Source organism: Pseudomonas serbica, from assembly GCF_028823535.1.
GTDB classification, from domain to species: Bacteria; Pseudomonadota; Gammaproteobacteria; order Pseudomonadales; family Pseudomonadaceae; genus Aquipseudomonas; species Aquipseudomonas serbica.
On the sequence record NZ_JAQIYM010000002.1, the window covers coordinates 298,172 to 315,931 of the forward strand.

At 64.2% G+C, this 17,760-nt stretch carries 14 protein-coding genes; 10 read left to right on the forward strand and 4 right to left on the reverse strand.

Going from position 1 to position 17,760, the window contains the following annotated elements; translation table 11 throughout:
- Positions 1 to 25: 25 nt before the first annotated feature.
- From NQL71_RS04110 to NQL71_RS04145, 8 genes are all read left to right on the forward strand, one after another.
- Entirely contained in the window at positions 26 to 1,693 is a 1,668-nt protein-coding gene (locus NQL71_RS04110) for a DUF1302 domain-containing protein (RefSeq protein WP_077185973.1), read from the forward strand.
- Positions 1,694 to 1,786: 93 nt separating this feature from the next.
- Positions 1,787 to 2,998 carry a thiolase family protein gene (locus NQL71_RS04115; RefSeq protein ID WP_046817060.1) on the forward strand — a complete coding sequence of 404 codons (1,212 nt, stop codon included), beginning with the start codon at positions 1,787 to 1,789 and terminating at the stop codon, positions 2,996 to 2,998.
- Between the two features lie 4 nt (positions 2,999 to 3,002).
- Positions 3,003 to 3,953: a bifunctional OB-fold nucleic acid binding domain-containing protein/MaoC family dehydratase gene (locus tag NQL71_RS04120; RefSeq protein WP_046817061.1), complete on the forward strand. Its 951-nt coding sequence runs from the start codon at positions 3,003 to 3,005 to the stop codon at positions 3,951 to 3,953.
- A 288-nt stretch (positions 3,954 to 4,241) separates the two neighbouring features.
- Positions 4,242 to 5,228, forward strand: a complete 987-nt coding sequence (locus tag NQL71_RS04125; RefSeq protein ID WP_166622040.1) for a WD40/YVTN/BNR-like repeat-containing protein — start codon at positions 4,242 to 4,244, stop codon at positions 5,226 to 5,228.
- Between the two features lie 14 nt (positions 5,229 to 5,242).
- On the forward strand, positions 5,243 to 7,675 hold the full coding sequence (locus tag NQL71_RS04130) for an efflux RND transporter permease subunit (protein ID WP_046817063.1): 2,433 nt from the start codon (positions 5,243 to 5,245) through the stop codon (positions 7,673 to 7,675).
- A gap of 148 nt (positions 7,676 to 7,823) precedes the next feature.
- Positions 7,824 to 9,059: a helix-turn-helix transcriptional regulator gene (locus NQL71_RS04135; protein WP_046817064.1), complete on the forward strand. Its 1,236-nt coding sequence runs from the start codon at positions 7,824 to 7,826 to the stop codon at positions 9,057 to 9,059.
- Between the two features lie 133 nt (positions 9,060 to 9,192).
- On the forward strand, positions 9,193 to 9,960 hold the full coding sequence (locus tag NQL71_RS04140; RefSeq protein ID WP_274642306.1) for an SDR family oxidoreductase: 768 nt from the start codon (positions 9,193 to 9,195) through the stop codon (positions 9,958 to 9,960).
- A gap of 12 nt (positions 9,961 to 9,972) precedes the next feature.
- The gene (locus NQL71_RS04145) at positions 9,973 to 10,806 is read left to right on the forward strand and encodes an SDR family NAD(P)-dependent oxidoreductase (protein ID WP_046817066.1); all 834 of its coding nucleotides are present in this window, start codon (positions 9,973 to 9,975) and stop codon (positions 10,804 to 10,806) included.
- Between the two features lie 122 nt (positions 10,807 to 10,928).
- Here NQL71_RS04145 and dmpG read toward each other — a convergent pair whose 3' ends face one another.
- From dmpG to NQL71_RS04165, 4 genes are all read right to left on the reverse strand, one after another.
- The gene (gene dmpG, locus NQL71_RS04150; protein ID WP_046817067.1) at positions 10,929 to 11,957 is read right to left on the reverse strand and encodes a 4-hydroxy-2-oxovalerate aldolase; all 1,029 of its coding nucleotides are present in this window, start codon (positions 11,955 to 11,957) and stop codon (positions 10,929 to 10,931) included.
- A 10-nt stretch (positions 11,958 to 11,967) separates the two neighbouring features.
- Positions 11,968 to 12,894, reverse strand: a complete 927-nt coding sequence (locus NQL71_RS04155) for an acetaldehyde dehydrogenase (acetylating) (RefSeq protein WP_077185967.1) — start codon at positions 12,892 to 12,894, stop codon at positions 11,968 to 11,970.
- 31 nt (positions 12,895 to 12,925) lie between these two features.
- Positions 12,926 to 13,717, reverse strand: a complete 792-nt coding sequence (locus tag NQL71_RS04160) for a fumarylacetoacetate hydrolase family protein (protein ID WP_274642307.1) — start codon at positions 13,715 to 13,717, stop codon at positions 12,926 to 12,928.
- A gap of 75 nt (positions 13,718 to 13,792) precedes the next feature.
- Complete coding sequence (locus NQL71_RS04165) at positions 13,793 to 14,566, reverse strand: glucose 1-dehydrogenase (RefSeq protein WP_046817070.1); 774 nt, start codon at positions 14,564 to 14,566, stop codon at positions 13,793 to 13,795.
- Positions 14,567 to 15,465: 899 nt separating this feature from the next.
- On the opposite strand from NQL71_RS04165, the gene NQL71_RS04170 reads away from it, so the two are divergent.
- Positions 15,466 to 16,653 (forward strand): acyl-CoA dehydrogenase family protein, encoded by a 1,188-nt coding sequence (locus NQL71_RS04170; protein ID WP_046817071.1) that lies wholly within the window; start codon positions 15,466 to 15,468, stop codon positions 16,651 to 16,653.
- A 79-nt stretch (positions 16,654 to 16,732) separates the two neighbouring features.
- Complete coding sequence (locus tag NQL71_RS04175; protein WP_248686437.1) at positions 16,733 to 17,755, forward strand: ferredoxin--NADP reductase; 1,023 nt, start codon at positions 16,733 to 16,735, stop codon at positions 17,753 to 17,755.
- Positions 17,756 to 17,760 lie beyond the last annotated feature (5 nt).

Sequence of the window (17,760 nt, forward strand, 5' to 3'; positions counted from 1 at the left end):
CCGGTTGTCATAGAGGAGAGTCAGTGTGATCAACAAGAACAACAATAACTCCACGGTCATCGGTTCGCGTGCGTTTGAGCTCACCAGCCTGGCGGCAGCCATTGCGCTGGTGTCCACACCGGTGTGGGCTGGCGATACGATCGAGTTCGACAACGGCGCGACGATGGATTGGTCGGTGACCACCAGCTACGGCATCGGTGTGCGCACTGGCAGTCAGAGCGATCGCTTGCTGACGGTCAACGCCGACGATGCCAACCGCAACTTCGACAAGGGCAGCCTGACCACCAATCGCGTGGGCGCGCTGGCGGAAATGATCCTGCGCAAGGACAACTACGGCGCCGTGGTGCGCGGCAGTACCTTCTACGACGACGTCTACCACCGCAAGAACGATAACGACTCGCCTGCCACCGTGAACAAGAACGGCGACAACGACGAGTTCACCAGTGACACCCGCTACTACAGTGGCGGCCGCAGCAAACTGCTGGACGTCTATGCGTTCAGCGGCTGGCGCTTTGACAACGACACCATGCTCGACGTCAAGGCCGGGCGACACATCGAATCCTGGGGCGAGAGTCTGTTCTACCCGGGTGTGAACGGCGTACAAAACCCGTCTGACGCGGTAAAAGCGTCGCAGCCGGGTGTCGAGGTCAAGGAAGTCCTGTTGCCGGTGGGCCAGTTCTCCGGCTCGTTCCGACTGAACCCCCAGCTGACCTTCGGTGCCTACGTGCAATACGAATGGAAGGGCACCGAACTGCCGCCGGTGGGCAGCTACCTGTCCAGCAGCGACGTGGTTGGGCCAGGGCGCGAGTTTATCTACGCCAACGGCCAGAAGATCGCCTACCGCGGCACCGACAAGCCGAGTGATGGTGGTCAGTGGGGCGTGCAGATGCGCTACCGCCCGGTACCGGCCCTCGAGCTGTCGCTGTTTCACGTCAACTACCACGACAAGAACCCGGCCACCGCCCTGGTTGGCTACGACCCGCTGCCAGTGGGCGGTGGCCGCAACGCCTTCGTCAGCAATGGTTACGAGATCAAGTACTTCGAAGACATCAAGCTGACCGGCATCAGCGCTTCGACCAAGATCGGCGACACCCAGGTCGGCGCCGAATGGTCGTACCGCGACGGTGCGCCGGTGATGGTCAATACCGGCCTTGGCGCGGTGCCAGCCAAGGGCAAGGGCCAGCAGATGCAGCTGTCGGCGATCCGTATCCTGGGGGATCGTCCCTGGGCCAGCCAGACCAGCCTGACCGCCGAAATCATCCGCGTGCAGGTCGACAGCGTCGAGTCCACTTCGGCGGCGCCCAACCTGCAAGGCGTCAACCTATTACCCTCCCTGGCACCCCTGGTGGCTCCTTCCGATGACTATACCTACAGCACAGCCGCGGGTTACCGCACCAAGTCTTCCAGTGCCTACACCGTGGGCGCATCGTTCAGTTATCCGGGCGTTTTCCAAGGCTGGGATCTGGAAGTCCCCTTCAGCTTCTCCAACGTCTTCAGCGGCTCCACGCCCATGGCCGGAAGCATCTCCGGCGTCGCCGGCGACCGACGCCTGAGCGCGGGCACGACCTTCAAGTACCTGGGCAACCTGGAACTGGGTTTGAAATACATCGCCTACCTGGGTGAGGCCGATGCGATCGACCGTCCGTTCGCCGACCGCGATTACGCCACGTTCTCGATGAAATACACCTTCTGACCGACCACTCGAGTTCCGCGGCGCTTGATGGCGCCCGGACCTTAAACACAACTTGGAAAAAGCCGCGGCGTAACGCTTCGGCACGGAGGCACTATGGGGCTCAAAGGGCATGCGGCCATTGTTGGCAGCGCACAGTACAAACCGGAGAAGTACTCCACCGCGCCCAAGATGTTTCACCTTGAACAAGTCGCCGACCTGGCGGCCCAGGCGCTACGCGATGCCGGGCTCAAGGCTTCGGACCTCGACGGGCTGGTGATCAACGGCCCGCATTTTCATGAAGCCTCGGTGTTCGTACCGGCGATGGCCGCCGAATACCTGGGCCTGCGGCTGAACTTCGCCGAAGTGGTCGACCTTGGCGGCTGTACGTCGGTGGGCATGGTCTGGCGCGCCGCCGCCGCCATCGAACTGGGGTTGTGCCAGGCCGTGCTGTGCGTCATCCCCGCCCGCATGGCGCCGTTGGGTCCCGACGAGGATCCTGGCTGGATGGCCCGGTCCATGCGTTTTGGTGGTCACAGTACGGCGTTCGGCGCGCCCGAAGCCGAGTTCGATTTGCCTTACGGGCACATGGGCCAGAACACCGGCTACGCCATGATCGCCCAGCGTTATGCCGCGCAGTACGACTATGACCAGCGGGCGATGGCCAAGATCGCCGTCGACCAGCGCACCAATGCCCTGGCCAACCCGCAAGCGATGTTTTACGGCCAGCCGTTGACCATCGAGCAGGTGCTGGCGAGCAAAATGGTCGCCGACCCGCTGCACGTCCTGGAAATCGTCATGCCGGTGGCCGGTGGCGCCGCATTGATCATCACCAACAAGGAAGTGGCGGCGCGGGCGCGCAAGCGTCCAGCCTTCATTACCGGGTTTGGCGAGCACCTGGCGTTCAAGTCGCCGTCCTATGCAGAAGACATGCTGCACACGCCGATCGGTCCGGCGTCCCAGCGGGCCTTTGCCATGGCCGGGCTCAAACCCACAGATGTCGATGCCGCGCAGATCTACGACTGCTACACCATCACCACCTTGCTGACCCTGGAAGACGCCGGTTTCTGTGGCAAGGGCGAGGGCATGGCGTTCGTGCGCGAACACGACCTGACCTGGCGTGGCGATTTCCCGATGAACACCCATGGCGGGCAACTCAGTTTCGGCCAGTCGGCCTCGGCCGGTGGCATGAGCCAGGTGATCGAGGCGGTGACGCAGATCGCCGGCACCGCCGGTGAACGCCAACTGGGCCGCTGCGACAGCGTCTACGTCTCCGGCACTGGCGGCGTGATGAGCGAGCAGGGCGCATTGATACTTCAGGGAGCATAAGCACATGTCCAACAACAAACCGATGCCGGTCGCGACGCCGATCTCCGCGCCCTTCTGGGAGGGCCTGAAGGCTCGCCGCCTGTTGATCCAGCAATGCAACGCCTGTGCGCACTGGAACTTCTACCCGCGCCGGCATTGCCCGGTGTGCCTGGAACACGACCTGGCCTGGCGCGAAGTCGACGGCGCCGCCACGCTGTACAGCTACACCGTGACGCGCATCGCCACCTTGCCCGACTTCATGGATGAGATGCCGCAGAAGCTGGCGGTGGTCGAACTGGCCGAAGGGGTGCGCATCAACACCAACCTGGTCGGCCTCGACGAAACCGAGATCCGTATCGGCATGCCCCTGCAGCCGGTGTTCGCCGAAGTCGACGCCAAGGGCAACCGCCTGCTGCGCTTTACCGGCGTGGACAAGGATGCAGCGGCGTTCGAGTCGCTCCCTGCACAGGACAGCGAACCGGCGCCTGCGACCTCGCAGCAACCCGTCGCCCTGCAGGTCGACCTCAACGATGGGCCGGCCTTGCAGGCCCTGGTCAGTGAGCAGTACAGCGACTGGAGCAACGTGGTGGTGGTCGACCAGGCACTGATCGATGCCTTTGCCCAATTGTCGGGCGACGATTACTGGATCCACACCGATCCGCAGCGGGCGCGCCTGCAAAGTCCGTTCGGCGGCACCATCGCCCACGGTGCGCTGGTACAAGTGCTGCAGTCGCGAATGAAACTGGCGCTGGGGTTCGAGATCAGCGGTTTCAGCACCCAGATCAACTACGGCTCCGATCGCCTGCGCTTCCCGGCGCCGGTACCGGCCGGCTCGCGCATTCATTCGCGAGCCCGGGTGAAAAAAGTCGAAATCCTCGCCCGGGGAACCCAGCTGACCCTGGAACTCAACATTCATGTGGTGGGCCAGGACCGGCCCTCGGTGATCAACGACCTGGTGATCCTGTACATGGCCTGATCCCCACGCAAGCCCATGAGCGGTGATCTCCTGTGGGAGCGAGCCTGCTCGCGAAGAGGCCATTCCTGTCGGCATCAATGCCGACTGGTCTACCGCCATCGCGAGCAGGCTCGCTCCCACAGTTGCATAAGCCATTTGGACGATGTGTCCCCCCTCCCTTGCGCCGACTATTGCCCCAGAGGCAACGCCCATCTCGATTGCCTCGCATGCCCTGGCGCGTGACAAAAACAAGAGGATCGGCCCTATGACTTGCCCTATCCACGCCACCCCCGAACAGGAGCGTTACTCATGCGTTCGGTGATCGGCTACGCGGTTTGCCTGGTGGTCGCCTTGACCATTGGCTACACCTTCTCCCCCAAATCCCCCCCACAAGCGGAATTGCTGGCCACGCGCCCGGACCGGGTGCAGATCAATGGCCTGTTCAATCTTGGCGCGCGCGTGGTCGCCGTGGGCGAGCGTGGCAGTGTCCTGCTCAGCGATGACCAGGGCGTCAGCTGGCAGCCCGCGACCGTCGCCACCCAGCGCAACGCCACCCTGACCGCCGTGGTGGCCCTGGATGACAAGCGCTTGCTGGCCGTCGGGCATGACGGCTGGATCCTGCGCTCCGAGGATGCCGGCAGCAGTTGGCAGGAAATGCGCTACGACAGCGACCTGGGCGAACCGCTGCTGGGCATCTGGACCAGTGATGGCAATAGCGTCATGGCGTTCGGCAGCTTCGGCAAGTTCTATCAATCGGCTGACGCCGGGAAGACCTGGACGCCGCAGTCCCTGGACATCGACAACGCCCACCTCAACAGCATGGCCGGCGGCGACGATGGCCGTCGCATGCTGGTGGGCGAGCAGGGCCTGGTGCTGCGCACCAACGACGCCGGCCAACACTGGCAGAGCTTGCCGGCGTTCTACAGCGGCTCGCTGTTCGGCATCGTGCGCCTGAGCGCGAACAACTGGGTGACCTATGGCATGCGCGGGCACGTGTTCGTCAGCCACGACTTCGGCGACAGCTGGACCCAGGTCAAGGTCGGCAATCAACTGCCGCTGTACGGCCATGTACTGCTGCCCGATCAGTCGGGCCTGGTGATCGTCGGTGCCGGCAGCTCGGTGGTGCGCCTGGATGCACAGGGTGCGCTGGTCGGCGTCGGACGCCTGGCCGGGCTCGGTACGTTGACCTCGGCGACGATGGTCGGCTCGCGGCTGCTGGTCGGAGGCGAGCGCGGCGTATTGCAGGGTTCAGGTGGCAGCGTCGCTGCCCAAATGGCCACACAGGCCACCCAGTGAATGAGAGGCGGGCAATGAAACAAGGTAAACATTGGGTGACGCACTGCGTCGAAACCTGTGCGGATCATCTGATGGCCTGGCGCAAGGGACTGCTGGCGCTATTCGTTCTGGTGACGCTGGGCCTGGGCTACAGCGCCACCCACACGCAACTGGATCCGGGTTTCAACAAACAGATCCCGGTGCGCCATGACTACATGATCAATTTTCTCAAGTTCAGCCGCTACTTCACCGGCGCCAATCGTTTCCTGGTCAGCGTGCGCTGGAAAGGCGAAGGAGACATCTACAACGCCGAGTACCTGGAGACCCTGCGCAAGGTCACCGACGATGTGTTTTTCATCTCCGGGGTCAGCCGCCCCAGCGTGACGTCGCTGTTCACCGCCAATGTGCGCTACATCGAAATCACCGAGGAAGGTTTCTTCGGCGACGTGGTGGTGCCACCGCGCTTCAGCGGTACCGCCGAGGACCTGGCGCAGGTGCGCAGCAACACAGCCGCCTCCGGGCAGGTCGGCCGCCTGGTGGCCAATGACCTGAAGTCGGCCATGGTCCGCGCCGACCTGCAGGACATCGACCCCAAGACCGGCCAGCCGGTGTCCTATGTCGAGATCGCCAAGCGCCTGGAAGACATCCGCGCCAAATACAACAGCCCGGATATCGAGATCAACATCGTCGGTTTCGCCAAGCTGGTGGGGGATGTGGTCGAAGGATTGAACACGGTGATCGGCTTCTTTGTGGTGGCCTTCGTCATTACCGGGTTGCTGCTGTGGCTGTATTCGCGCTCCCTGCGCCTGACGGTGGTGGCGCTGCTGGTGGCGTTGCTGCCGGTAGTCTGGCTGCTGGGGCTGTTGCCCCTGTTGGGGTTGGGCATCGATCCGATGTCGATCCTGGTGCCGTTCCTGATCTTCTCCATCGGCGTGTCCCATGCGGTGCAGATGACCAACGCCTGGAAGCAGGACGTGCTGGCTGGCAGTACATCGAAGGACGCGGCGCGTTCGGCGTTCTGCAAGATCTTCATCCCCGGTTCCCTGGCCTTGCTGATGAACGCCCTGGGGTTCGCGGTGATCATGCTGATCGACATTCCCATCGTCCACGAACTGGGGGTGACGGCCTGCATCGGCGTGATGCTGATGATCATCACCAACAAACTGATGCTGCCGGTGATCATTTCCTATCTGCGCCTGGAGCCTGCGCTGTTGCGTCGGGCGCAATCGCGGCCGGCGGGCAGGCATCGCCTGTGGTGGCGCCTGTCGGCGCTGGCCGAGCCGGGACCTGCCCTTGGGGTGTTTGTGGTCAGTCTGCTGCTGCTGGCGGCCGGGGCCTACAAGGCCCGCGACCTGGCGGTGGGCGATATCGGCGCGGGTGCGCCGGAGCTACGGGCCGATTCGCGTTATAACCAGGACAACGCCAGGATCATCAGCAGCTACTCCATAGGGCTCGATGTGATGTCGGTGTTCGTCCAGGTCAATGGCGTCGAAGAAGGTTGCCTGTCGCCTGCGGTGATGCGTGCGGTGGAAGCGTTCGATTTCCGCATGCGCACGGTCACCGGCGTGCAGTCGATCCAGAGCGTGGCGGACATGGGCAAGCGGGTGATCGCCGGCAACAACGAAGGCAACCCGCGCTGGGCGGCGATTCCGGGTTCGCCCCGGGGCCTGAGCCAGGGTGCGCGGGCCTATATGCCCGATGACGGGCTGGTCACCGATGGCTGCCAGCAGATGCAGATCCTGGTGTTCCTGGCCGATCACGAAGGCAGCACCGTCAGCCATGCGATCGCCGAAGCCAGGCGGATCATTGCCGAGGTCAGCTCGCCGCAAGTCGAATTCCTCCTGGCCGGCGGCAACGTCGGGGTGATGGCGGCCTCCAACGAGGCGGTCAAGCGCGCTGAAGTGATCATGCTCGGGGCGCTATTCGGATCGGTGGCATTGTTTTGCTGGCTGACCTTCTTGTCGATTCGCGCGGTGCTGTGCATTCTGGTGCCGCTGGCGATTGTCGCGATCCTGTGCAACGCCCTGATGACCTTGCTCGGGATCGGCCTGAAAGTCGCAACCCTGCCGGTGATGGCGCTGGGAGTGGGCGTGGGCGTCGACTACGGCATTTACCTGTACGAACGGATCCAGCACGAAATGCTGCGCGGCGCCAACCTGCGTGAGGCGTTCTACGAGGCCATGTGTCAACGCGGCACTGCCGCGGTGTTCACGGCCGTGACCATGTCGATCGGCGTCTGCACCTGGGCCTTCGCCCCGCTGAAGTTCCAGGCCGACATGGGCGTGCTGCTGTCGTTCATGTTCCTGGTCAACGTGTTGGGGGCGATTTTTCTCCTGCCGGCGTTGGCCGCCTGGTTCAATCGCGGGCGCCCACTGGTGACCGAAAGGGTGCGTCAGCCTGCGCCGGCACAAGGGCAGTTCCGCCTGAAAAACAGCCCGGCAGCGCGTGATACCGCGAACGAGAAATAAACCTGCCGGACCTCTTGTGGAGTCCGCAGGCGCTGGTGAAAACTGGCAGGCAAGTAGCAGTCGAGAGGGGGGAACCCTGGGTTCCCCCGGCCGAAATTATAAAAATAACAAGGGAAGGGCGCAGTCCTTACCCGAGCGAGATAAGACTATGCAGAACGCTGACTTGACCCATGAAGCCCTGGCCAGTCTTGGCCTCGACCTCACGCGCTACAACCAGTTGGTGGGCGAAATCTACGAAGGCGCCCTCGATCCGAAACTGATGGCCACGGCCCTCAGGAGTTTTCTCAAGCTCTACGATGCCAACTTCGTCACCCTGATCCTGCGGGTGCCGGATCAACCCGATGTCGGTGTGATGATCATCGTCGGCGACATCGAAGGTGCCGGTGATGTCTGCTACATGACCTACCCGCAGACCAATTCGCCTTTCTCCAATCAGCCGCTGGACCATGTATTCACCGTGGACGACATCATGAGTTCCACGCAGTGGGAGCAGAACGGCTACTTCAAGACGTTTTGCGAGCCCCATGACGTGTACCACCTGATGTTGGCCGACATTTCCACCCCGGACGGGGGCAAGCTGCGCTTTCGCATCACCCGCCCCAAACGGGCTCCCAACTTCTCGGCGCATGACCGGGCGGTGTGCGCCAGTTTCCTGCCACACCTGCGGCGTGCCTCGCAGTTGCATAACCTGCTGGACCGCAGCGAATCGCTGAGCGAGTTGTACTCCCAGGCCATCAGCCGGCTATCGGTGGCGACCCTGGTGCTCGACGAGAGCGGCAGCGTGTTGCAGATCAACCCGGTGGCCCAGGAAATCCTGGCCCGCTCCGATGGCCTGAAGCTGGTGGGTGGGCGCCTGGAAGCCACCTATCCCAGCGACAACCGTGAACTGCAGCGCCTGATTCGCGGCGCGTTCTGCCCGGACGCGCCGAAAAGCGCCGAGGCCATGTCAGTAACGCGGCCTTCGGGGTTGGTCAACCTTGGTGTGGTAGTCGAATCGATCCCGTCCCTGGACTGGGCCGAGGAGAAGGGCCAGCCGGCGGCGCTGGTGTACATCCGCGATGCCTCGAGCAAGTCCCTGGCCAGCGAAGTGGTGACCAAGCAGCTGTTCAACCTGACCAAGGCCGAAACCGCCCTGGCCATGGAACTGGCCAACGGCTTGTCCCTGGAGGAAGCCGCCGAGGTCCTGAATATCCGCCGTAATACGGCGCGGGCGCACTTGCGCTCGATCTTCTCCAAGACCGGCGTGCGACGCCAGACCGAACTGGTGCGCATCATGCTCAACAGCGTGGTGGCCTTGGGCAAGCCGCAACTGGCGTTGAAAATGACCGAGAAAATCAAGGTGCCGCCCCTGCAACTGGCCGTGCCGATCTATCGCCAGGCCTGATCCTGCAAACCCGCCGCCGGGCCATCCTGCCCTGCGGCGTGGTTGTTGACGCCACTTGTTTTTAGTCCGCACGGACGATGCCGTCCCGTGATCGCCCTGTCGATACTGGGCGGACCCATCACGGAGAACCACCATGCCAATTACAGCCATCACCGGCAGTGCCTCGGGAATCGGCGCCGCCGTATCCGCCGCCCTGCGCGCCGCCGGCCACCAGATCATCGGGATCGATCGCAGCAACGCCGAAGTCATCGCCGACCTCTCCACTGCCGCAGGGCGTGACACTGCCATCGGGCAAGTGCTTGAACTCAGTGGCGGGGTCCTCGACGGGCTGGTCTGCTGCGCCGGGGTCGGTGTCACGGCGCCAAACTGCGGCCTGATCCTGGCGGTCAATTACTTCGGCGTCAGCCAGTTGCTCGACGGCCTGCAAGGGGCGTTGATCAAGGGCCAACAACCGGCGGCTTTGGTGATCGGTTCTGTCGCGGCGACCCATTCGGGCCCCGACGGCCAGCCGCAGATCGAAGCGATGATCGCCGGCGATGAGGCCCAGGCGCTGGCATTGGCCGACACCCTCGGCCAGCCTCACGTCGCTTATGCCGCCTCCAAATATGCCATCAGCCAGCATGTGCGCAGCCTGGCGGTGAGCTGGGGCAAGCAGGGCCTGCGTTTGAACGTGGTGGCGCCGGGTGCGGTAGCAACCCCATTGCACCAGGCCTCACTGGACGATGCCCGTTTTGGCCAGGCGACCCGCGATTTCGTCGCGCCCCTGGGCCGCGCTGGTCACCCTGACGAGATCGCCGCAGTGGTAGCCTTCCTGCAATCGCCGCAGGCATCGTTTGTCCATGGCAGCGTCGTGTTCGTCGACGGCGGCATGGACGCCATGGTCCGCGCCCCGCGCTTCTAAAAAGGAACTTGCATGAACAAGGTGGCATTCATCACCGGCGCCAGCCGTGGTATCGGTCGCGAGGCGGCGCTGGCGTTCGCCCGCGCCGGTTTCGACCTGGCGATCAGCGCCCGTACCCTCAATGAGGGCGAACACCATGAACATGCCCTGCGCGACGCCGCCGGGGCACCACTGGCCGGCAGCCTCAACGGCACGGCGCAGGCCCTGCGCGAGCTTGGTTGCCGAGTGCTCGTGGTACCGATGGACCTGCTCGACAGCGATTCGGCGCTGCACGCCTGTCAGGCGGTACTGGCCGAGTACGGGCGCATCGACGTGCTGATCAACAACGCGATCTACCAGGGCAGTGATCTCAATGCCGGATTCATGGACCTGCAGGCCCAGACCCTGGAACGGATGTTCCAGGGCTACATCCTCACGCCGTTCCTGTTGACCCGGGCAGTGGCTGAACACATGGTGACGCGCGGTGGCGGGGTGGTGATCAACGTCACGTCCGGCGCCGGCGAAAGCGACCCACCGGTGGCGGCGGGCAAGGGCGGATGGGGTTATGCCTACGGCGCGGGCAAGGCGGCGGTGTCGCGGTTGTCCGGGGTGCTGAGCACGGAACTGGGCGAGGCTGGCGTGCGCGCCTATACCCTCAATCCTGGCGTGGTCACCACCGAGGCGCTCAAGGCAACCATCGGCGACAAAGGCCTGATCGCCCTGCGTGCGGGCAGTGCGCCGCCCCATGTACCGGCGGCGGTGATGTTGTGGCTGGCCACTGCGGAACAGGCACCGGCGTTTCAACGGCGGACCATTGCGGCACAGCCGTTTGCGCTGGAGCACGGCATCGTCGCCGATTGGCGTTAAACCCTTTCCATCCCCCCCTGTGGGAGCGAGCCTGCTCGCGATAGCGGTAGACCAGTCGCCAACGATGTTGACGGGTTTATCGCTTTCGCGAGCAGGCTCGCTCCCACAAGGGCTGTGCGGCGTTAAGCCTGCTGCCGTTGCCGGGCCAGGGTCATCGCGGTGTCTTCGATCATGTCTTCCTGGCCGCCGACCATGCCGCGGCGACCCATTTCAACGAGGATCTCCCTGGCCGACACGCCGTATTTCTTCTCGGCGCGCTTGGCGAACAGCAGGAACGAACCGTAGACCCCGGCGTAGCCCATGGTCAGGGCATCGCGGTCGCTGCGGATCGGGAAGTCCATGATCGGCACCACCAGGTCCTCTGCCACGTCCTGGATGCCAAACACGCTGACGCCGGTGTCGATGCCCATGCGGTCACACACCGCCACCAGCACTTCCATCGGTGTGTTGCCGGCGCCGGCACCGAGGCCCGCGCAGGCGGCGTCGATGCGGTTGGCCCCGGCGGCAATCGCGGCGATGGAGTTGGACACGCCCATCGACAGATTGTGGTGGCCATGGAAGCCGATCTCGGTTTCCGGCTTGAGGGCCGCGCGCATCGCCGTCACGCGGGCGCTGACGTCGTGGGGCAGCAGGTAGCCCGCCGAGTCGGTCAGGTAGATGCAGTTGGCGCCGTAGCTCTCCATCAGCAAGCCTTGCTTGACCAGGCCTTCGGGGCTGTTCATGTGGGCCATCATCAGGAAGCCGACGGTGTCCATGCCCAGGTTGCGGGCGTGGGAAATGTGCTGCTCGCTGACGTCGGCCTCGGTGCAATGGGTGGCCACGCGAATGGTGTTGACCCCCAGCTCATGGGCCATCTTCAGATGATCGACAGTGCCGATGCCCGGCAGCAGCAGGGCCGAAACCTTGGCCTTTTTCATCAGCGGGATTACCGCCGACAGGTACTCCTCGTCGGTGTGGGCCGGGAAACCGTAGTTCACCGAGCTGCCGCCCAAACCGTCGCCGTGGGTGACTTCGATCAGCGGCACGCCGGCCGCGTCGAGGCCGCAGGCGATGTCTTTCATCTGTTGCAGGCTGATCTGGTGACGCTTGGGGTGCATGCCGTCGCGCAGGCACATGTCGTGAACGGTGATGCTTTTGCCGCGAAGATCCATGGTCGGCTCCTTATGCGTGGGCGGGTTGGGCGGTGGCTTGCAGCACCAGCTCGCCCTTGAGGATTTCCTCGGCGAACATTTCGGCGGTGCGCGCTGCGGCGGCGGTCATGATGTCGAGGTTGCCGGCGTACTTGGGCAGGTAGTCGCCCAGGCCTTCGACTTCCATGAAAATCGACACTCGGTTGCCGTCGAACACCGGACCGTTGACCAGCTTGTAGCCGGGCACGTAGCGCTGCACCTGCTCGATCATGGCTTCGATGGCGGCGGTGATCGCCGGCTGGTCGGGTTCGCTCTCGGTCAGGCAATGCACGGTGTCGCGCATGATCAGCGGCGGCTCGGCGGGGTTGATGATGATGATCGCCTTGCCCTTCTTCGCGCCGCCGACTTTCTCCACGGCGCTTGAGGTGGTGCGGGTGAATTCGTCGATGTTCTTGCGGGTGCCGGGGCCGACCGACTTGGACGCGGCGGTGGCGATGATTTCGGCGTACTCCACCGGCTGCACGCTGGACACCGCGGCCACCAGAGGAATGGTGGCCTGGCCGCCGCAGGTGACCATGTTCACGTTCATCACGCCCAGGCCCAGTTGCGCCTTGAGGTTGACCGGTGGCACGCAGTACGGTCCGATGGCCGCCGGCGTGAGGTCGATCATCAACACGCCCAGGGCATTGAGCTTGCGCGAGTTCTGCGCGTGCACGTAGGCCGAGGTGGCGTCGAAGGCGATCTGGATCTGGTCTTCTAGGACATGGGGCAGCAGGCCATCGACGCCGTCGGCGGTGGTCTTCAAGCCCAGCTCACGCGCTCGCGCAAGGCCTTCGGAGGTGGCGTCGATGCCGACCATCCACACCGGCTCCAGCACCTCGCTGCGCATCAGTTTGTACAGCAGGTCGGTGCCGATATTGCCCGGCCCGATCAGCGCGCATTTGATCTTCTTGCTCATGTTTTTCTGGCTCCTGGAAAGGGAAGGGCGATCACGGGACAAAACGCAGGCTGGTTTCGCCCAGTCCGGTCATGGACAGGCTGATATGGTCGCCGGCGGCCACGGGCACCAGCGGCGCGAGGGCACCGGACAGAATGATTTCGCCGCGGCGGAACGGGATGCCCAGCTCGCCCAGGGTATTGGCCAACCAGGCCACTGCCGCGCAGGGATGGCCCTGCACCGCCGAGCCCAGGCCCGAGCCAGCCGGTTGGCCGTTCTTGCTCATGTGCATGTGCACGGCAGCCAGGTCCAGCGAGCGTGGGTCGATGCGCTGGGTGCCGAGGGCGAACACGCCGCAGGAGGCGTTGTCGGCCACGGTGTCCTGGATGCGGATCTGCCAATCGTCAATCCGCGAGTCGACGATCTCGAAGCACGGCACGACCCATTGGCTGGCGGCCAGCACGTCTTCGGCGCTGATGCCCGGGCCTTGCAGGTCTTCGCCGAGGATGAAGGCGATTTCGCCTTCGGCCCGCGGCTGGATCAGGTTGTAGCGGGCCAGGCTGACATCGCAGCCATCCTCGACCTGCATGGCATTGGTGAGGAAGCCGAAGTCCGGTTGATGAACATCGAGCATTTCCTGCACGGCGCGGCTGGTCACCCCGATTTTCTTGCCAATCACTTGCTCGCCGAGGGCTTCGCGGCGTTGCAGGAAGTGCAGGGAAATCCGGTAGGCCTGCTCCAGGGTGATCTGCGGATAACGGCGGGTCAGGGGGGCCAGCGTCTGCCGGCTACGCAGGGCGTTGAACAGCTCGTCACCGAGCGCGTTGATCAAATGGGCGTCCATGGCGAGGGCTCCAGTGGGGTGGGAGAAAAAAAAGGCCCGCCCCGACATCATCAGGGGCGAGCCCAAAGGAGTGGGTCAGCCGGGCCAGACCGACGAGTCGGCGCCGCCATCGACATCGATGATCTTGCCGGTCACCCAGGCCGAAGCGGGGCTGGCCAGGTAGAGGGCGGCGGCGGCGATGTCTTGCGGGGTGCCCAGGCATTTGAGCGGGGTATTGGCTTGCATGGCCTCGCGCATGGCGGCGGGCATCACGCCGTTCAGCGCTTCGGTCAGGGTCGGGCCGGGGGCGACGGCGTTGACCCGGATCTGCGGCGCGAAATCCTGGGCCAGCAAGCGGGTCAAGTGGCTGAGGGCCGCCTTGGCCGTGCCGTAGGCGCTGAAATGACGCTGGGCATAACGCGCGGCCACCGAGCTGATATTGATGATGTTGCCACCACCGGCCTCGCGCATCAGCGGCACGCACAACTGGCAGAAGTCGTAGCTGGTGGTCACGTTGAAATTCAGCACTTGGGCGAACTGCTCAGGGGTCATGGCCAGCGGATCGTTGGGCCCGCCGCCGCCAACGTTGTTCACCAGATGGGTGAGGCGGCCCATGTGCTCGACGCTCTGGCGCACCAGTGCCTGGCGTTGCCCGGCATCGTTGACGTCACAGGCGACGGCCAGGGCGCGTCGGCCGAGGGCGCGAACCTCCTCGGCCACGGCCTCTACCTCGTCCAGCGAACGCGCCGAGCACACCACATCGGCGCCGGCTTCGGCATACGCCAGGGCAATCGCCCGACCGATACCCCGGCCGCTGCCGGTGACGATGGCGACGCTGCCGTGCATCTGGAAACGCTGCAAAATACTCATGGGCCCTTGCTCCGTGGGGTCGACTTTGGATGGGTTTACTATCGCTGCGGTGATCGGGTTGGGCATCGTCTCAACGGACTAGCGGGGGGGGGGGTGTACATATCCATTTCTGCGGTAACGGCCGCCTATGGTTTCGCCCTTACGGCGAGTCACTTGGAAAAGCCCCAAGTAACCAAGGGCTCTTGCCCCTGGCGTTCGGTGCCTCGCTGTGGCTCGGCATGCCCTCGCTCCGGTCCTGCTCCGTGGGCCCGCCGCGATGGGCCATCCTTGGCCCAGCGCGGCTAACCCGGCATCCATGCCGGGTTGCCCACTGCGCAGAACCTCCACTCGGCCTCTCGATGGGGCAAGAAAATCAAAAGCCAAAGCAAAAGCGAGGCGGCCTGACAGCCGACTTGATTGCAGGTCTGTCCGCGATCCAATTGTAGAAGCAAGCATCTCTCCTACAGGAGAACGTGTTCACCAGGAACAGGTCGGCTGTCAGGCCGCCTCGTTTTGTTTTTGATCGTGGCGCCCCGTTAAACCACGATGGCCGAACGCAGGCATTGTGTAGTGGGTAAACCGGCAGGACGCCGGTTTAGCCGCGCTGGGCCATGGATGGCCCATCGCGGCGACCCACGGAGCAATGCCGGAGTGAGGGCATGCCGAGCCCAGGCGAGGCACCGAGTGGTGGGGCAAGAGCCTTTTGGTTACTTTTGGCTGGGCCGGCATTCCGGCTCTTTCAAAAGTGACCCGCTGTAAAAGCGGAACCATAGGTGGCCGTTACCGAAGAAACGGATATGTACCCGATAAACCTAACCCCCCCCACCCCTAGTCCGCTTTGACGATGAAGGATTGCCCGCTCGATCCGATGATCCGTCTCAACTCGCGCAGTGGCGCAGTGAGATCGGGAGAATTGAGTGATGCACAGCATGCGAGAAAAGACCCAGGACGAACGTGATCTGCTTGAACGTGCACGCAGCCTGGTGCCGGCACTCAAGGCGCGCACGGCGCAGGCCGACAAGGATTTGAAGGTGCCGGTGGAGAGCGTCCTCGAGTTGCAGTCCGCCGGATTGCTGCGGGCCTTGCAGCCAAGGGCGTTCGGTGGTTATGAAGTGGACCCGCGAACCTTTTTCGAAATCCAGACCATCCTCGCCGAGGGTTGCATGTCCACGGCCTGGATCTACGGCGTGATGGGGGTTCACCCCTGGCAACTGGCGCGTTACCCGATCGAAGCGCAGCGCGAAGTCTGGGCCGATGACCACAGCGCACTGATCTGCTCGACCTACATGCCGGCGGCCAGGGTCACGGTGGTCGAGGGCGGTTACCGCATCAGCGGGCGCTGGGGTTTCTCCAGCGGCAGCGAGCACTGCCAATGGGTGTTCCTGGGGGGCATCCTGCCGCCCGATGGCGACATGCCCGCCGAGCACGGCACCTTCCTGCTGCCGCGCAGCGACTATCAGATCGAACACAACTGGGACGTAATGGGCCTGCGCGGCACCGGCAGTCATGACATCGTGGTCGAAGATGTATTCGTCCCGGCCCATCGCGTGCAACGCACCAACAACTGCACCCTCGAAGCGACGCCGGGGCGCCTGGTCAACAGCAACCCGATCTACGCGATCCCGTTCGCCCAGGTGTTCTCCCGTGCCGTCTCGACCTCGGCCCTCGGCGCCCTGCAGGGCGCGATCAACGAGTTCCGCGACAACGCCGCCAGGCACATCGGCAAGCACGGCGCCCGTACCGCTGAAGATCCGGTGGCGCAAACCGCCGTGGCCGAAGCGATGATCACCGTCGACAGCCTGCGCCTGGTGCTCGAGCGCAACTACGAACACCTGATGAGCCTGGCCCGTGCCGGCGATTACCCGGACACCGAGACCCGCCTGCTGTATCGCTACCAGTCGGCCTATGTGACCAACATCTGCGCCGAACGGGCCAACGACCTGCTGCGCAGCATGGCCGCCTCGGGCCTGTACAACACCAACCCGGTGGCGCGGCTGTTTCGCGACCTGCACCAGGCCCGCGGGCACATCGCCAACAACTACATGGCCTATGGGCGCAGTTACGGCGCGGTGCTGCTCGGCCTGCCCAACCCGGACCCTTACGTCTGAGGCCATGGCGAGCGATTCGACACCCCTGGGTTTACACCTGTCCGTGATCAACGGCCAGGTGGTCATGAGTAGCTGACCTATGAACAATTATCTTGCCCTGCGCGTGGCACGCGTGATCGAGGAAACCGCCGATGCGCGTTCCCTGGTCTTCGACGTGCCGGAGCATCTGGGCGAACGTTTTCGCTATCAACCGGGCCAGTTCCTGACCTTGCGCGTGCCCTTCGAGGGCGGCTGGTTGCCCCGTTGTTATTCCTTGTCCAGCACGCCGTTGTTGGATGAGCCGCTGCGGGTAACGGTCAAGCGCGTGCACGAGGGCCGCGCCTCGAACTGGCTGTGCGGCGAGTTGCAGGCCGGCCAGACCCTGGAGGTGCTGCCACCGGCCGGGGTGTTCGTGCCGCGCAGCCTTGACGGCGACTTGCTGTTGTTCGGCGGCGGCAGCGGCGTGACCCCCGTGCTGTCGATCCTGCGTTCGGCGTTGCTCGCCGGAACCGGCCGGGTCCTGCTGATCTATGCCAACCGCGATGAGTCCTCGGTGATTTTCAAGGATGAGCTCAAGGCCTTGGCCAGCGCTCATCCGCAACGACTGCAAATCATCCACTGGCTCGATTCGGTGCAGGGCATCCCGGGCATCGGGCAACTGGCGGAGCTGGCGCGGCCGTTCATCGATGCCCAGGCATTCATTTGTGGCCCGGGCCCGTTCATGGATGCGGCAGTCAGTGCGCTCAAGGGCCTGGGCATGCCGGACCGGCGGGTGCATGTCGAGCGCTTCGTCTCCCTGCCCGGTGAGGGCGAACTGGCGCTGGTGAGCAGCAGTGAGGCGGCCGTGGCCGCGCAGTTGGCGGTGCGCCTCGATGGCGAGGATCACCAGCTGGCCTGCGACAGTGGCGAGACCGTGCTGGCCGCCATGGAGCGTGCCGGCCTCAACCCACCCAGTGCCTGCCGCGTCGGTGGCTGCGCCTCGTGCATGTGCACCCTCGAAAGCGGCGAGGTCGAGTTGCTGCACAACGATGCACTGGACGCGGGCGACCTGGCCGAAGGCTGGATCCTGGCCTGCCAGGCGGTGCCCACCAGCGCGCAACTGCGTATCCGCTTCCCCGATTGATGAGC

Bases quoted from the DNA above. Each gene is read 5' to 3' on its own strand.
- NQL71_RS04115 (WP_046817060.1), top strand. From the start codon at position 1,787: ATGGGGCTCAAAGGGCATGCGGCCATTGTTGGCAGCGCACAGTACAAA.
- NQL71_RS04120 (WP_046817061.1), top strand. From the start codon at position 3,003: ATGTCCAACAACAAACCGATGCCGGTCGCGACGCCGATCTCCGCGCCC.
- NQL71_RS04125 (WP_166622040.1), top strand. From the start codon at position 4,242: ATGCGTTCGGTGATCGGCTACGCGGTTTGCCTGGTGGTCGCCTTGACC.
- NQL71_RS04130 (WP_046817063.1), top strand. From the start codon at position 5,243: ATGAAACAAGGTAAACATTGGGTGACGCACTGCGTCGAAACCTGTGCG.
- NQL71_RS04135 (WP_046817064.1), top strand. From the start codon at position 7,824: ATGCAGAACGCTGACTTGACCCATGAAGCCCTGGCCAGTCTTGGCCTC.
- NQL71_RS04140 (WP_274642306.1), top strand. From the start codon at position 9,193: ATGCCAATTACAGCCATCACCGGCAGTGCCTCGGGAATCGGCGCCGCC.
- NQL71_RS04145 (WP_046817066.1), top strand. From the start codon at position 9,973: ATGAACAAGGTGGCATTCATCACCGGCGCCAGCCGTGGTATCGGTCGC.
- dmpG (WP_046817067.1), bottom strand. From the start codon at position 11,957: ATGGATCTTCGCGGCAAAAGCATCACCGTTCACGACATGTGCCTGCGC.
- NQL71_RS04155 (WP_077185967.1), bottom strand. From the start codon at position 12,894: ATGAGCAAGAAGATCAAATGCGCGCTGATCGGGCCGGGCAATATCGGC.
- NQL71_RS04160 (WP_274642307.1), bottom strand. From the start codon at position 13,717: ATGGACGCCCATTTGATCAACGCGCTCGGTGACGAGCTGTTCAACGCC.
- NQL71_RS04165 (WP_046817070.1), bottom strand. From the start codon at position 14,566: ATGAGTATTTTGCAGCGTTTCCAGATGCACGGCAGCGTCGCCATCGTC.
- NQL71_RS04170 (WP_046817071.1), top strand. From the start codon at position 15,466: ATGCACAGCATGCGAGAAAAGACCCAGGACGAACGTGATCTGCTTGAA.
- NQL71_RS04175 (WP_248686437.1), top strand. From the start codon at position 16,733: ATGAACAATTATCTTGCCCTGCGCGTGGCACGCGTGATCGAGGAAACC.